Source organism: Parabacteroides sp. CAG:2 (assembly GCF_000436315.1).
Taxonomy (GTDB): Bacteria; Bacteroidota; Bacteroidia; order Bacteroidales; family Tannerellaceae; genus Parabacteroides; species Parabacteroides distasonis.
This window is the reverse complement of record NZ_FR885329.1, coordinates 14,062-29,485: the sequence shown is the minus strand read 5'-3', so window position 1 is coordinate 29,485 and position 15,424 is coordinate 14,062. Positions and strand designations below refer to the sequence as shown.

The 15,424-nt window shown below is 45.9% G+C and carries 12 protein-coding genes and 1 other RNA gene; 5 read left to right on the top strand and 8 right to left on the bottom strand.

All coding sequences use genetic code 11. The features are described from left to right. Window positions 1–11: 11 nt before the first annotated feature. Genes QVP94_RS17210 through QVP94_RS17200 form a run of 3 tightly spaced genes read right to left on the bottom strand, consistent with a single transcriptional unit; the run spans window position 12 to window position 5,893 of the window. A complete protein-coding gene (locus tag QVP94_RS17210; protein ID WP_005865140.1) occupies window positions 12–1,403 on the bottom strand; it encodes a TolC family protein in 1,392 nt (463 codons plus the stop codon). A gap of 3 nt (window positions 1,404–1,406) precedes the next feature. Beyond that, the gene (locus tag QVP94_RS17205) at window positions 1,407–4,628 is read right to left on the bottom strand and encodes an efflux RND transporter permease subunit (RefSeq protein WP_022193085.1); all 3,222 of its coding nucleotides are present in this window, start codon (window positions 4,626–4,628) and stop codon (window positions 1,407–1,409) included. 53 nt (window positions 4,629–4,681) lie between these two features. After that, a complete protein-coding gene (locus tag QVP94_RS17200) occupies window positions 4,682–5,893 on the bottom strand; it encodes an efflux RND transporter periplasmic adaptor subunit (protein ID WP_022193084.1) in 1,212 nt (403 codons plus the stop codon). A gap of 301 nt (window positions 5,894–6,194) precedes the next feature. On the opposite strand from QVP94_RS17200, the gene QVP94_RS17195 reads away from it, so the two are divergent. The 4 genes from QVP94_RS17195 (at window position 6,195) to uxuA (ending at window position 9,982) form a co-directional block, all read left to right on the top strand. Then, entirely contained in the window at window positions 6,195–6,821 is a 627-nt protein-coding gene (locus QVP94_RS17195) for a DUF7847 domain-containing protein (RefSeq protein WP_005855391.1), read from the top strand. A 34-nt stretch (window positions 6,822–6,855) separates the two neighbouring features. After that, window positions 6,856–7,917: a LacI family DNA-binding transcriptional regulator gene (locus tag QVP94_RS17190; RefSeq protein WP_011965983.1), complete on the top strand. Its 1,062-nt coding sequence runs from the start codon at window positions 6,856–6,858 to the stop codon at window positions 7,915–7,917. Then, the gene (locus QVP94_RS17185; protein ID WP_005855387.1) at window positions 7,917–8,729 is read left to right on the top strand and encodes an SDR family oxidoreductase; all 813 of its coding nucleotides are present in this window, start codon (window positions 7,917–7,919) and stop codon (window positions 8,727–8,729) included. The genes QVP94_RS17190 and QVP94_RS17185 overlap by 1 nt, the downstream gene beginning before the upstream one ends. Window positions 8,730–8,803: 74 nt before the next feature. Then, complete coding sequence (gene uxuA / locus QVP94_RS17180) at window positions 8,804–9,982, top strand: mannonate dehydratase (RefSeq protein ID WP_005865129.1); 1,179 nt, start codon at window positions 8,804–8,806, stop codon at window positions 9,980–9,982. A 178-nt stretch (window positions 9,983–10,160) separates the two neighbouring features. Here uxuA and QVP94_RS17175 read toward each other — a convergent pair whose 3' ends face one another. From QVP94_RS17175 to QVP94_RS17160, 4 genes are all read right to left on the bottom strand, one after another. After that, window positions 10,161–11,459 carry a TRAP transporter large permease gene (locus QVP94_RS17175; RefSeq protein WP_008771618.1) on the bottom strand — a complete coding sequence of 433 codons (1,299 nt, stop codon included), beginning with the start codon at window positions 11,457–11,459 and terminating at the stop codon, window positions 10,161–10,163. A 12-nt stretch (window positions 11,460–11,471) separates the two neighbouring features. Continuing rightward, window positions 11,472–11,942, bottom strand: coding sequence for a TRAP transporter small permease (locus tag QVP94_RS17170; RefSeq protein ID WP_005855379.1), 471 nt, complete (start codon window positions 11,940–11,942; stop codon window positions 11,472–11,474). After that, the gene (locus tag QVP94_RS17165; RefSeq protein WP_022193083.1) at window positions 11,926–12,921 is read right to left on the bottom strand and encodes a TRAP transporter substrate-binding protein; all 996 of its coding nucleotides are present in this window, start codon (window positions 12,919–12,921) and stop codon (window positions 11,926–11,928) included. Before QVP94_RS17165 ends, QVP94_RS17170 begins: the two co-directional genes overlap by 17 nt. 249 nt (window positions 12,922–13,170) lie before the next feature. Then, entirely contained in the window at window positions 13,171–13,473 is a 303-nt protein-coding gene (locus QVP94_RS17160; RefSeq protein ID WP_005865121.1) for a helix-turn-helix transcriptional regulator, read from the bottom strand. Window positions 13,474–13,896: 423 nt separating this feature from the next. Here QVP94_RS17160 and QVP94_RS17155 point away from each other — a divergent pair, with 423 nt between their 5' ends. Beyond that, complete coding sequence (locus QVP94_RS17155; RefSeq protein WP_008780862.1) at window positions 13,897–14,718, top strand: M23 family metallopeptidase; 822 nt, start codon at window positions 13,897–13,899, stop codon at window positions 14,716–14,718. Between the two features lie 40 nt (window positions 14,719–14,758). On the opposite strand, the gene ssrA is transcribed toward QVP94_RS17155, so the two are convergent. Further along, window positions 14,759–15,158, bottom strand: a transfer-messenger RNA (tmRNA) gene (ssrA, locus tag QVP94_RS17150). Window positions 15,159–15,424 lie beyond the last annotated feature (266 nt).

The window sequence follows — 15,424 nt, the reverse complement described above, 5'->3', positions numbered from 1 at the left end:
TTTAAAGGTTATTATTCTCTACCACCACCGATGGCACTGTATAAACTGACAACCGCTTGCATACGTTGCACATTGTCGGACACTTCCGTCAACTGAGCGCTCAAGAGGCTCTGCTGTGCGGAAAGGATTTCCAAATAAGTAGATTGAGCCGACTGGAACAAGGCGCTGGTATAAGCCACCGCTTTCTCTAGCTGCTCGATCTGCGCTCTATCTTGGACAAGCTTCTTGCTCGTGGCATCATACTGATGTAAAGCATCACTCACCTCCTTACCTGCTTCCAGAATTGTCTGCTGATAATTCATTTGAGCGATCTTCTCTTCTGCCTTCGATACCTTCAAGTTAGCGACCAACTTACCATTGTTGAAGATCGGTTGGGCCAACGAAGCCAAAGCTTGAAACATAAATTGGCCCGGATTGGCGACAGAGATGCCTGAACCATTCGTCCAGCCCGCTGTCGCCGTGATATTCAATCCCGGATAAAAAGCGGCACGGGCTTTGTTCGTCGTATAATAGGCACTAGCAAGTGTCATCTCCGCGATCTTCACGTCCGGACGATTCTCCAACAATTGCAAAGGCACACCCACCATGATATCCTCCGGCATTACTTGTTCCTCCAAAGTACCCCGATCAATCTGTTGAGGGGCCTTAGCCAATAACACGGACAATGAGTTTTCCACGCTACGCACCTGGCTCTCCAACTCGATCAACGAGCCGGAAACCTGATGGTAAGCGGCACGCATTTGCGTCACGGCAGCCTCGGTAGCCATACCCGCTATCTTCATAGCCTCCATGACACGAACATTCTCTTTATAGATATCAACCGTCTTAGCGGTAATTTCCACCTGCCGATCAAGCATCAACAAGGTATAATAAGTATTCGCTATACCACCGATCAATTGAGAGCGCACGGCCTGTCTTGAATACTGGCTCTGTAAGTAGGAGGCTTTTTGGCCACGGCTCGCGTTCAAGAGCTTTCCGAATAGGTCAACCTCCCAGCTAGCGGCCAAAGGCGTTGAGTAAGCCTTTACGTATTCGCTATTTCCAATCGATGTAATCGTCCCTTGGGGAGCGAAATTAATAGAAGGCAAGAAAGACAGACGGGCGGAAGTCAACAATACTTTCGCTTCCTCTACCCGAAGAACGGCTGCCTGCATATCTACATTATTGGCTAATCCCTCCTCAATTAACGCCTGTAACTTCGGATCACGAAAAACTTCCTTCCAAGGAAGGTTTCCCATATTGGTCGTATCCGCGGAGGCTAATGTATCAGTCTCGGAAACCGGATCACGATAAATTCCCGTCGCATCGATGGAATCCGGACGCTCGTATGCCTTATAGATATGGCAACTGCTTAACAAAGCAGTCGCACATACCATATATATAATTTGTTTCTTCATTGTCATCTCTTATTTTATTTTAGCGTACTGTTCTATTTCCGTACTCATATCGCTGTTATCCAAATCTTCCCATTCGATCGGCTTGAATTTCTCCTGTAAGTACTGGAATACCACGAACAAAACCGGAACAATAAAGATCTGAAAGATCATACCGATGAACATACCGCCGATAGCCGCTGTACCCAATGTACGGTTACCGTGCGCTCCTACTCCGAACGCGAACATCATAGGCAACAATCCGACCACCATCGCCAATGAGGTCATCAAGATCGGACGCAAACGGGCGGCGGCTCCTAATACGGCAGCCCATGTGATACTCATACCCATACGACGACGTTCCAAAGCGAACTCTACGATCAAGATAGCGTTCTTCGCCAACAAACCTACCAACATGATCAAGGCGATCTGCATATAGATATTGTTAGACATGGTTCCTACGATCATCTTCAACGCCGGGATATTTCCCAAAGCGGCCCAACCTTGGACGAACAAGAAGCTACCCATCAAACCGAACGGCACGGAGAGCAATACGGACAAAGGAAGGATGTAACTCTCATACTGCGCGCTCAACAGCAAGTAAACGAATACGAAACACAACAAGAAGATCAAAGCCGTCGTACTGCCACTCGTACTTGCCTCCTCACGTGCCATACCACCTAACTCATAGTCGAAACCTGCCGGAAGCGTTGTCTTAGCCACCTCGTCAATCGCTTTCAACGCCTGACCACTGGTATAACCATCCGCCGGGGCAACCATGACCTTGATGGCGGTATACATATTGAAACGGCTGATGATATCCGGGCCATATACCTTCTTCATCGTAATGAACTGGGAAATCGGAGCCATATCGTTACCGCTCTTTACCTTGATGTTCTTCATGGACTCCATATTCTTACGCAAATCGGGATCCGCTTGCACCATTACACGGTACATCTTACCGAAACGGTTGAAGTTAGAGGCATATAAACCACCATAATATCCCTGCAAGGTAGACAAGATGTCCTTCGGACTGATACCGGCTTTCTTACAAGCGGCAGCGTCGATATCGATCTCGTATTGCGGGAAGTTCGGGTTAAACGTAGTTTGAGCGGACTTGATCTCCGGACGTGCCGTCAAAGCGGCCATATATTCCTTGGAGATATCAAAGAAACGATCCAAATTACCTCCGGTCTTATCCTGCATATTCAACTCAATATCACTGGACGCTGAGTAACCCGGGATCATAGGCGGCGTAAAGAACAATACCTGAGCGTCTTTCACGATCTTTTGGGCACGCATGAACAAACTACCATATACGATATCCGAGTTCTGCATCATAGAACGCTCCTCCCAATCTTTCAGCTTGATGATGAATGAACCGTAAGAAGGCCCCTGACCACCGATGAAACTAAAACCGACAACCGCCGTACGAGACTCAACGGCCGGATCGGCAGCGATCAAGCTATCCACCTTATTCATTACCTCAAAGGTACGCTCCTGGGAAGTTCCCGGGGGTAACGTAACGGCACCCATAATCGTACCCGTGTCCTCGTTCGGCACCATACCCGTAGGAGTAACCTGCATCAAGAACACCAATAACGCAATACATGCGGCAACAATACCGAATGAAAGCCATTTCTTCTGGATGAAGAATACGATACTTTTCTTGTATTTAGTCAACAAAGAATCATAAGCCGCATTAAACGAAGTATGGAATCGGGAAACGAAGGTCGTTTTCTTATCCTTATGCTCCGTATCATGTGGTTTCAGGAATATCGCACACAAGGCGGGACTCAATGTCAAGGCGTTCAAAGCGGACAAACCAATAGCGATCGCCATCGTCAGACCAAACTGGCGATAGAACGTACCGGCCGTACCTCCCATGAAACTTACGGGAATAAACACGGACATCATGACCAACGTAATGGAGACGATAGCGCCACCCAACTCACTCATGGCATCGATAGAAGCGAGTTTCGCCGACTTGTACCCTTGGTCCAACTTGGCATGGACACCCTCGACGACGACGATCGCATCATCGACCACAATAGCGATGGCAAGCACCATAGCACAAAGAGTCAACAAGTTGATACTAAATCCGATCAAGGATAACATAAAGAAGGTACCGATCAAGGCAACCGGGATAGCGATAGCCGGAATCAACGTAGAACGCAAATCCTGCAAGAACACATATACCACGATAAACACCAATACGAACGCCTCCAACAAAGTCTTAATTACCTCATGGATAGAAGCGAACAAGAAGTCATTGGCATTCATGGAAACATTCACCTTCATTCCGGGAGGCATTGTCAACTGGGTTTCCTCCAGCAAGGTTTCAATGTTACTAATTGTTTCCGTAGCGTTGGTTCCCGGCATCTGGTAAACGATACAGGTAACGGCGTCGTGACCATTTACACGGTTGATAAAGTTGTAAGTCAAACGCCCCAACTCGATATCGGCGATATCTTTCAAACGCAAGACCTCACCATCCGGCAAAGCCTTTACAACAATCTGCTCAAACTCATTAGCCTCTTGCAAACGTCCTTTATAGCGGATCGTATATTGGAAAGACTGATTTCCTTGTTCGCCGAACGAACCCGGAGCGGCCTCAACGTTCTGTTCAGACAAGGCAACGGTTACGTCGCTCGGACTTAATTTATATTGGGCCATCACATCCGGCTTCAACCAAATACGCATGGAGTAGTCCGTACCCAACACGTTGGCATCACCGACACCCGGCACACGCTGGACTTCCGGGATCAAGTTAATCTTCGCGTAATTCTCAAGAAACTCTGAGTCATAACGATCATCTTCCGCGTATACGGAGAAAACCAACAACATAGAGTTCTGACGTTTCTGGGTCGTCACACCAATCTGCGTTACCTCGGCAGGCAACAAACCTTGTGCCATAGATACACGGTTCTGCACATTGACAGCCGCCATATCCGGATCCGTTCCTTGCTTAAAATAAATGGAGATATCCGCGGAACCATTATTAGAGGCATTGGAACTCATATACATCATGTTCTCAACACCATTGATCTGGTCTTCCAAAGGTGCGATCACGCTATTCAATACCGTTTGCGCATTGGCACCCGTATAAGTTGCCCTTACCGAAACGGTTGGAGGGGCGATATCCGGATATTGGGTAACCGGCAAGGAAATCAAGCCTAGGAAACCCAAGATGACAATCAAGATGGAAATCACCGTGGAGAGCACCGGGCGGTTTATAAATCTATCTAATTTCATATCTTTCGTTTTTACTCGACAAAAGCGAATATTTGTCTTATTCTATATACCTATTAATTAAAAGCAGTCTGCAAATTACCGTCATGCTGGTCTTTCAAGGCCTGCTCGAATTTTGCCTTTTGCTGCTCACGAGTAATCGGCTGGATTTCCTGGCCGTCTTTCAAGATCTGTACGCCTTCCACGACAATCTTATCACCGGACTTCAAGCCTCCCGTCACTAAATAATTTTTGCCATCATTCAAATTGGAAACCTTGATCTCGGTATTCTTCACGGTATTATCAGGCTGCAATACAAATACGAATTTCTTATCCTGGATCTCCACGGTAGCCGATTGAGGGATCGTAATGATATCGTTCATCGTATATGGGAAGATGATATTACCAGTACCACCGCTTCGTAAGACATTTCCCTCGTTAGAGAAAATAGCACGCATGCTTACAGAACCGGTAGATTGATCGATAACACCGCTCACGGCATCAATCTTACCCTCATGATGGTACGTAGAGCCATCCGCCAATTGCAGTCTTACGGCCGGCATCTTCTCTAATTGCTCTTTCAAGGTACCACCGGCTTTCGTCAATGCCAATAGCTCCTTTTCCGTCATAGAGAAATACACATACATATCACCGATCTCAGATACGGTAGTCAGCGGTTGAGCGATCGAAGCGCTTACCAAGCTACCTACACGATACGGGAATGTACCGACAACACCGTTCGAGGGACTTGTAACCGTACAGAAAGACAAGTTCTGGTTAGCGCTAACCAATTGAGCCTCCGCCTGCGCCAAGCTCGCTTTTGCCGACATCAGCTGATTCACGGCAGTCTGATACTCGAAATCACTGATGATTTTCTGATCAAACAAAGTTTTCTTATTCTTCTCGGTCAATGTTAAAGTGCTTACGTTTGCCTTCGCCATCTCTACCGCGGCCTTAGCCTGACCTACCGCGGCAGCGTACTGCGTAGGATCAATTTGGAACAACGCCTGTCCTTTACGAACCGTAGCTCCCTCATCCACACATAATTTCACGATAAATCCAGAAACTTGAGGACGGACTTCGATATCCTGCGTACCTTTGATGGTAGCCGGATAGGATGTTGTTTGGTCGCTAGTCGTTGAATTGACCGCCATCACAGCGAACTCAGCATCCCCTAATTTCATACCACTCTGACTGTTTCCACAGGCAGTTAATAAAGACATACCAACCGCAAACAATGCGATCTGCCTTAACTGAGTAATCGTAATTTTCAGCATTCGTTTATCCATATTTGTATATAATTATATATTCAAGGCTGTTTTTCAGTTACCTTCTCTTTCTAACCCAAGTGGAGATCTTTTACATCTATTCACACAATAGGGTCTTTACTCGCTGTTTCATCCTACAAATGTAGAAACTTTTTACACGATTTTCTGTTTCCTACTTATCTTTTTCACCTAAATTAATAGCACTTAGAAGGAAGCACCTGTTGAAATACATCTATTTTGGTTTCAAACGAAAATAAAATTGTTTTTTTCAACAATATATTTTACATTTGTGTCCACACACAATAAACAAATATTATATATTATGGAGCCTAAATTTATAATATCAGAAGTATTCAGTACCGCATGGAAGGGAACGAAGTCGCAGCTATGGATATTAGCCGGATTATTAATCGGATATTGTATCTTGTCTTTCACGCTGACAGCGTTCGCTATGCCCATGCAAAGTTCTATTATCGGTAAAATCATCGTAAACGTGATCAGCGCGTTATTCTCCATTATTTTCTCCTTAGGATATATGAAAAATATATTTCAGGCGTTGGATGGGGAAGAACCTCAGTTTTCCGCATATGGACAACAGACAAAGAATATCATCACCTACTTTCTAGCGAGTCTTATCACGGGATTTGTCGTATTGGCGGGTTTCTTATTTTTTATCATCCCCGGTATTTATCTGGCATTGCGCCTTCAGTTCTTCCAAGCCTTTATTATCGAGGAAAACGCCGGGATTATCGAGTCTTTGCATAAAAGCTGGGAGATAACGAAAGGACAAGCATTGCCTCTGTTCATTCTGGCGTTGGTAATGATCGGGATCCTGATATTAGGATGTATTTTGTTCGGTATCGGAATTTTCGTCGCCGTTCCTCTTATCTATATGATGTATGGCTACGTTTTCCGTAAATTGAACACACCTCTTCAAATACTCGAATAAACAGAGAGGACGAATACACACTACAATCTATACCATGAATAAAAATTACAGGATAAAAGATATCGCCGAATTATCCGGCGTATCGACCGGTACGGTAGACCGCATTTTACATGAGCGGGGAAAGGTATCGGAGGACGCACGGAAAAAGGTGGAGAAAATCTTAAAAGAAATTGACTATCAACCAAATCTGATAGCCCGTTCTTTAGCGTTGAAGAAAAAATATCATTTCATCGCCTTGATCCCTTCTTTCCATGAAGGGGAATATTGGGCGAAACTAAGCCAAGGGATCGAGAAAGCAAAACGGGAATTGTTTAGCTATAATATCGATGTCGAGCAAATCTATTTTGACCAATACGACAGCAACAGTTTCGACGAATTAATCCCGAAGATTGAGACCGCGGATTGCCAAGGGGTTATCATCGCTACATTATTTAAGCAAAGTGTCTTGACCTTGACCCAGCGGCTAGACCAGAAAGGTATTCCTTATATATTGATCGATTCTTTTATCGATCACACGAATTGTATCTCTTATTACGGAACGCATTCATATGATTCGGGTTATATAGCGGGACGCCTTTTATTCGAGCAAATCCGTCAAGGGGACGATCTAGTGATTTTCCGTTTCACCCGTAAAGGGGATTCATGTTCTACGCAAGTGCAGAAACGAGAGGAAGGATTCCGGGATTATCTCGCCAACACCCCATTCAAGGGAAAGATTCATTTGCTGCATGTGCACGCAGATGATAAGGAGGAGAATAAGAGGCTACTGAATACTTTCTTCGAGAAATATCCTCAAGTAAGAATCGGTATCATCTTTAATTCGAGGGCCCATTTCCTTGGAGATTATCTAAGTAGCGAACGGCCGGACTATCCTTTCAAGCTTCTTGGCTACGACGTGATAGAACCGAACGTCCGTTATCTGGAAAACGGCTTGATCACGCATTTGATCGCCCAACGACCGGAGGTACAAGGATATCATTGTATCAAGGCACTCTTCAGGCATCTGATCCTTAAGGAGAAAATTGAGCCTGTCAATTATATGCCGATCGATATCTTGGTAAAGGAAAATATACAATACTACAATAATTATATCTGATGAACTCCTTATTTAGCGTAAAAGAGAAAGTGATTTTGTTGACCGGAGGCTATGGTATATTAGGAGCCTGCATGGCCAAGCACTTGGCGAGAGAAGGCGCGTACGTCGTAATCCTCGGACGAAACGAGCAAAAAGGATCTGCCTTGGTCAATGAAATTAAAGCGGAAGGGGGCGAGGCCTTATTCTTGGTTTCAAACGTATTGGATAAAGCCTTGCTGGAGCAAAACAAACAAGAGATATTGAAAGCATATGGGAAGATTGATGTTTTAGTCAATTTGGCGGGTGGCAACCAAGCCGGAGCGACGATTCCTCCCGACAAGACGATCTTTGATCTGGATATCGATGCTTTCCGGACAGTCGTAGACCTGAACTTATTCGGGACCGTACTGCCGACAATGGTTTTCGCCGAGGTCATGGTGGGACAAGGGAAAGGAAGCATTATTAACATCTCGTCCGAATCATCCCTACGCCCATTGACTCGTGTGGTTGGCTATGGATGCGCAAAAGCCGCTATCAACAATTTCACGCAATACATGGCCGGGGAGCTGGCGATTAAATTCGGAGAGGGCCTGCGAGTGAACGCCATGGCACCGGGATTCTTCCTTACCGAGCAGAACCGGGCATTGATGAGCAATCCGGATGGATCACCTAGTGATCGTTGCAACACGATCGTCGCGCACACGCCGTTCCGCCGCTTAGGAAAACCGGAGGAGTTACTCGGTACTTTACAATGGCTGGCGAGCGACGCCTCCGCATTCGTAACCGGTACCGTGATCCCCATAGACGGAGGTTTCGACGCTTTCTCCATCTAAATAATGTGCCAACCAGCCATGCATCAAACCGCATTGGCATATTGGCACATTGATAAATTTAAAAATTATTCATTATGTATCTATGTGAGCAAACTTGGCGTTGGTACGGACCGAATGATCCTGTCAGCCTTTGGGACATCCGTCAGGCGGGTGCCACCGGTATCGTAAATGCGTTGCACCATATCCCGAACGGGGAAGTTTGGACTACGGAAGAGATTCAAAAGCGGAAAGCCTTGATCGAATCCGCCGGATTACGGTGGAGTGTGGTTGAGAGTGTGCCCGTACACGAGCATATCAAGACGCAAACCGGGGATTTTCAAACCTATATAGAGAACTACAAACAAAGCATCCGTAATCTGGGAGCTTGCGATATCCGGGTAGTTACTTACAACTTCATGCCGGTATTGGACTGGACTCGTACCGATTTGGCTTATACGATGCCGGATGGCTCCAAAGCCTTGCGCTTTGAACGCGCGGCTTTTATGGCGTTCGACTTATTTATATTGAAACGACCGGCGGCGGAAGCCGAATATACGGAGGCGGACAAGGCGAAAGCCAAGGCACGCTATGACGCTATGAGCGAGGAAGACCGCCAGCTGTTGGTTCGCAATATGATCGCCGGACTACCCGGCTCGGAAGAGACTTTTACGATCGAGCAGTTTAGGGAAGCGTTAGACCGTTATAAAGATATCGACGCGGAGAGACTTCGCTCGAACCTGATCTATTTCTTACGGGAAATAGCTCCCGTGGCGGACGAGGCCGGTGTCAAGCTCGTTATCCATCCGGATGATCCCCCCTATTCCATTCTCGGGCTTCCCCGTATCTTGAGCACGGAAGATGATTTCCGGAAGTTAATAGAGGCCGTGCCGAATCCTAGCAACGGGCTTTGCCTATGCACAGGTTCTTTCGGTGTCAGAAGTGATAACGACTTGGCCGGGATCATGGAACGTTACGGGGATCGGATCGATTTCGTTCATTTCCGCAGCACGCAACGAGACTCGGAGGGTAATTTTTTCGAGGCGAACCATCTGGAGGGCGATGTGGACATGTATGGTGTCATGAAAGCCTTCCTTGAATTGCAGCAACGCCGCCAATGCTCCATCGCCATGCGACCGGATCATGGACATCAAATGATAGACGACCTAAAGAAGAAAACCAACCCGGGCTACTCCTGCATCGGACGTTTACGGGGTCTGGCCGAGCTACGGGGATTGGAGATGGGTATCGCCTTATCCCTGTTCAAAGGACATTAAAAAGACAGCGTCTTACAGTTAGCACAGTACTGTGTACGAAGTACCGCAGTACTGTGGCTGAAGTACTACAGTACTCTGCACGAAGTATTGCGGTACTCAGCACGTAAGTACTGGAATACTTCGTACAGAGTACTGCCCTATTTATAGCACAAGGCTACCTCGACCCTATGGGGGAACATCACAAACCGAACAACCGGGGAATCAATAAGCTTAAATCCGGCAAGAACGCCACCAAGAACAAGACGATAACCATCGCCGCGAACATCGGCAGCAACGGACGGATCACTTGATCAATCTTTGTCCCCGCCACGCTACATCCGATAAACAATACCGAACCCACCGGTGGCGTACACAATCCCACACAAAGGTTCAACACCATCATGATCCCGAAATGTACCGGGTCCATCCCCAATTGCCCCGTCGCTATCGGCAGGAAGATCGGGGTAAAGATCAAGACAGCGGGCGTCATGTCCATAAAGATCCCGACAATCAATAGGATCACGTTTATAAGTATCAAGATGACCACCGGATTGTCGCTTATGCTCAGCAGAGCGGCACTTACCGTTTGAGGAATATTCTCATAGCTCATGATCCAAGACAAGCCCGTACAAGTCGCCACCAAAAGAAGGACGATAGCCGTAGTCTTGGCCGATCGCAATAACACTTGCGGCAATTTAGCCCAAGTAAGTTCTTTATAGATAAAAGAGAGGATTAACGCATACAATACAGCGATCGCCGAAGCCTCGGTCGCCGTAAACAGTCCCGCCAAGATTCCTCCGATCACGATCACCAATAGCATCAAACTAGGGATCGCCCTGAAAAATACCCTTGTCGCCTCCGAGAACGGAACACGTACGCCAACCGGATACCCCTTTCGTGCGGCAAACATAGCGGCTACGATCATGATCGCCACTCCCGTAAGAATTCCCGGTAGATAACCAGCCATAAACAAGGCGGATACAGAGACTCCACCACTCGCCAAGGAGTAAACGATCAAGACATTACTCGGAGGTATCGTCATGCCGGTAGTGGCGGAAGAGATATTTACGGCGGCACTGAAATTCGGATCGTAACCGGCCTTTTTCATCTCCGGTGTCATAATACTCCCGATAGCAGAGGCAGCGGCGGCGGCAGAGCCACTGATCGCCCCGAATAACATATTCGCCACGACATTGACTACCGCCAGTCCTCCGGGCAACCGTCCGACCAGCACTTTAGCGAAATCGATCAAGCGCAAGGCGATACCTCCGCTATTCATGATATTCCCCGCCAATATAAAAAACGGGATCGCCAACAGAGCGAAACTGTCCAGACCCGAAGCCATACGCATCGCGTAAGTCGTGAGGGCGGGAAGCGAGTCTATATTCACGAGCATCGTCAATACACCCGCCACACCGATGCTATACGCTACCGGAACCCCGGCCACCAGCAGGAAAAAGAAACTTATCACTAATACGAGTATACCTATAATATCCATATCATCAGTCTTTTAAGAATTAGAGGAACGAAATAAGGCGATTGTGTTATCTATCGCATAATAAGCGGTAAGCAATCCTCCTAGCGGCAATGCCAAATACACATATCCTAAATTAATCTCTAAGGAAGCCGAAGTAACTCCCAAATGAAAACGAGTGTATACCAGCCAAGTCCCACCTACGATCAATACAAATACAGCGAATAAAAATACGATCAAGAAGATAAACAATCGCAAGAGCTTCCTGCGGGAAGGACGTATATGTTGAAGTAATAAATCGATCGCTAGATGCTCATTTTTACCGGATACATAAGCGGCCCCCAGCAATCCCACCCAGATCAATAAATATCCGGCCAATTCATCCGTCACGGAACTCGGGGAAACCAGAATATACCGGCTTAATACCTGCCATAACACATCCACGACCAAGAAAGCCATCAAGAAAATCAACGATAGCTCCAATCCTTTATCAATTATCTTTCTCATGGGTATTCTGTATTTGATCGATTAAATCATGAAAAACCGGATCATTCTTAAACCGCTCGATCATCGGGGCGGCGGCATCCATAAACGGCTGCTTATCCGGGTAAATAATCTCTACGCCATGCGCTTCCATCTCCTCAAGCGATTGCTTCTCTTGCTCCGCCCAAAGTTTCCGTTGATAAATAGCTGCGGCATCAGCGGCTTGTCGCAACCAATTACGTTCTTGTTCCGTCAGCTTCTGCCAAGTAGCCAAGCTAATAATGATCACATCCGGACACATCGTATGCTCATTGACCGAATAGAACTTTACGACCTCATGATGGAACGCCGTCGTCACGGAAGGCGTATTATTCTCGGCCCCATCCACGACATTACTTTGTAAGGCCGTATACAATTCACCCCAATCCACGGGAGTAGCCGAACCACCGAATGTCTTCATCATCTCCACGGCTATCGGGCTCTTTTGCACACGGATCTTCAGTCCTTTCAGATCCTCGGGAGTACGAATCTGCTTGTTTACCGTATAAAAGCTACGGGCCCCCGAGTCAAAATAAGCGAGTCCCCTAAACCAATAAGGTTCCGTTGATCCCAATATCTGTTTACCTACCGAACCATCCAACACCTCGAAAAACTGCTCACGGGAACGGAATAGATAAGGTATGCCAAATACCTTAAACGGATCGGCAAATCCTTCCAATGCGGCGGAGGAAACTTTCGTGATATCGAGACTTCCTATTTGAAGCAACTCTATACATTGATTTTCAGACCCCAATTGAGCGGAAGAATAAATGTCCATGCTCATCTTTCCTCCGGACAACTCTTTCAGACGCTCGTTCATATAGAGCAATCCCAAATGGACGGAATGGCTGGGGGGCAATCCGTGCGCCAGTTTCAGCACCCTTACTTCCTTTACCCCTTCCTTACAGGAGAAGGAGAAAGATACGCACATCAGGAATAGCAGGGCGGTCTTTAGAACTTTCATATTAGAAATGTTAACAATTCGTTGTTTATCGACAAATATAAAGGAAATAATCGAATTGTGCACGTACACAGAAGAAAAAAGTGGCCGCTTTCTTCCTGCCTATATTCACATACGGAACAAGAAGAGCACGGCCTTGATTTAACCTATTTCTCTAATGTTATGATGAAACATCGAGACGGTCAAATGTAGAAACAATCAAAGTGACCGGTCTTATATCGACCGTGATCTTATTTCACGAAAGCGTGAAACTTATTCACGCCTTTTCTCTAACAGCCATTTACGGATCTCCTCTATATCTTCCTTGTCCGCTTCTATAGTGATTGAATATCGCCGGGGTTCGTCCGCTAAATACACCTCCCGCAAGAAATCATAGGCTAAGACTTCCGATATACGCAGTAACAAATCCACATCAATACTGCTTCGCTTAAATATCTTATAAATATTGGTACGTTCATAATGCAACGCATGGGCAAAATCGGAAACCGAAAGTCCCCGCTCTTCCATTTTCTCTTTTATTAACGAACCGATATGTATCTCCTTTTGTTCTTTCATATACAAAAGCCGTTTTTAAGGTAATCTTATCTCATAAATAAACCCACATCTGAGAAAAGGTGTGTTACACTTTACCTTAAACCCGTCAAACTGCGGCACGACCAAATGCCTTGTACACAACAGAAATAAGGCAAAGGAACACACCTAATACAGGTGTATTCGCATTGTCTATTTCTCTGTGTACTTTAAATTGGTCGTTTTCAGTTTAGAGAAATACCAGCAAATACAATATCGTCATCCTCCCTGACCAAAGAGACAAACTAGTCCCCTCAATCATCGTATAATATCTCCATTTTACCTTTACAAAGGTAGGCAAATTCAACTATCAGAAAAAACACAAAGAATAAAAAGAAGTATAAACATATCGGAAATATAGGTCATTGAAAGAGGCTTTTTTATACTTTTGTGGTAAAACAATATCTAATGGCATCTAAAATACACAATGGAATACTCATTCTTACGCTAATTTTATTTGCGTCTTGCCGTACGCAAAAGCCTGCTCCACGCCCGGCCCCTCCCAAGACTATGGATTTCCCTACGGCGAATATTCCTCTTCCTGTCATGGATTTCAATTTCATGTTGCCGGAAGCTCCGGAGCTAGCGGTTTGCCATTCTCCTAGAAAAGATATCACGGAAGCCTTTACGCCCCGTGATAAAAGCCAGATAGCGATCAAGGACCCCAAGCTATTCGATGAGAATAACACGGAAATTATTGATTTATCCTTAATCCCCGCCGGGGAATACGCATTTCCCCTTCCTAATGGAAACGTGATCTCTCCTTACGGGGGAAGGAGAAGACATCATTCCGGAGTAGATATCAAAACTTGTGCCAACGATACGATCGTGTCTGCTTTCGATGGTATTGTCAGGATGGCGAAACCATTCGCCGCCTATGGCAACGTTATCGTTGTCCGCCATTATAATGGACTGGAAACGATCTATAGCCACAACTCCAAGAACTTGGTTAAACCCGGAGATCGTGTTCTCGCCGGACAACCGATCGCCTTAACCGGACGTACCGGCAGGGCTACTACCGAGCATTTACATTTTGAGACTCGTATAAACGGAGTTCATTTCAATCCGAATATCGTCTTCAACATGGCTAAAAGGAAATTACGTTCAAAATGTCTGGTTTGTACCCAGAAAGGTAATAACGTAATCGTCAAATCGGTTGATATATTACCCCATCAAAAGGCTGGTCCATACGTACCGCCACCTCCTTATAAATGGGTTTACAATGAATGAAAAAAGGCCTTACGGGCAATCCGTAAGACCTTTTTTCATTCCGTGGAGATGGAGAGATTCGAACTCTCGTCCAAACGAGGAATTAATTTGCTTTCTACATGTTTATCTTCGCCTTCATTGTCGGGGAAGAGCAAGACCGAAGCCACCCACTCATCCCTTATCCTCTAAAGTTTCGCCTGAGACCCGAGGCTTATCTCAAACTATCTCCGATATTGCTGCACCACCTGATCGGAACGCTTCGGAGCCACAGCATCCGGGTGATGTCACGTCCCCGCAACTTTTGCAGGGATTAAGCTTGAATCTACTATACTTCGATTAAGCAGCGAGAGCGTAATTATTTTCGCCAGTTAATTGTTCGTTGTCTGAGATTTAAGTGCAAGCCAACCACGCACTACATGCTTACAAACCACTTCTACCCGCTGTCAAAACCGGTCATCCCCATGGTTTTATAACTGATTAAAAATCAAAAGAAAGCGAACACATTTTCCGTTATAGGTAACAAACTGGTAACAAAATCAAAGAACTTCATTCTTCAAATGATCGCTTTCTTTGGTACAAAGATAGGAATTATTCTCAATAATACAAAAGACACACATAAATCAACATATAATGCTAAGCGATTACGTAACTATAGCCTATACAATCAAACACCAAAAGAAAAACAAAGGGGGGTAAAGGACTCTCGCCGCCGTCCACAGGTACAAGG

Coding starts and splice junctions, on each gene's coding strand:
- QVP94_RS17210 (WP_005865140.1), bottom strand. CDS start 1,403: ATGACAATGAAGAAACAAATTATATATATGGTATGTGCGACTGCTTTG.
- QVP94_RS17205 (WP_022193085.1), bottom strand. CDS start 4,628: ATGAAATTAGATAGATTTATAAACCGCCCGGTGCTCTCCACGGTGATT.
- QVP94_RS17200 (WP_022193084.1), bottom strand. CDS start 5,893: ATGGATAAACGAATGCTGAAAATTACGATTACTCAGTTAAGGCAGATC.
- QVP94_RS17195 (WP_005855391.1), top strand. CDS start 6,195: ATGGAGCCTAAATTTATAATATCAGAAGTATTCAGTACCGCATGGAAG.
- QVP94_RS17190 (WP_011965983.1), top strand. CDS start 6,856: ATGAATAAAAATTACAGGATAAAAGATATCGCCGAATTATCCGGCGTA.
- QVP94_RS17185 (WP_005855387.1), top strand. CDS start 7,917: ATGAACTCCTTATTTAGCGTAAAAGAGAAAGTGATTTTGTTGACCGGA.
- uxuA (WP_005865129.1), top strand. CDS start 8,804: ATGTATCTATGTGAGCAAACTTGGCGTTGGTACGGACCGAATGATCCT.
- QVP94_RS17175 (WP_008771618.1), bottom strand. CDS start 11,459: ATGGATATTATAGGTATACTCGTATTAGTGATAAGTTTCTTTTTCCTG.
- QVP94_RS17170 (WP_005855379.1), bottom strand. CDS start 11,942: ATGAGAAAGATAATTGATAAAGGATTGGAGCTATCGTTGATTTTCTTG.
- QVP94_RS17165 (WP_022193083.1), bottom strand. CDS start 12,921: ATGAAAGTTCTAAAGACCGCCCTGCTATTCCTGATGTGCGTATCTTTC.
- QVP94_RS17160 (WP_005865121.1), bottom strand. CDS start 13,473: ATGAAAGAACAAAAGGAGATACATATCGGTTCGTTAATAAAAGAGAAA.
- QVP94_RS17155 (WP_008780862.1), top strand. CDS start 13,897: ATGGCATCTAAAATACACAATGGAATACTCATTCTTACGCTAATTTTA.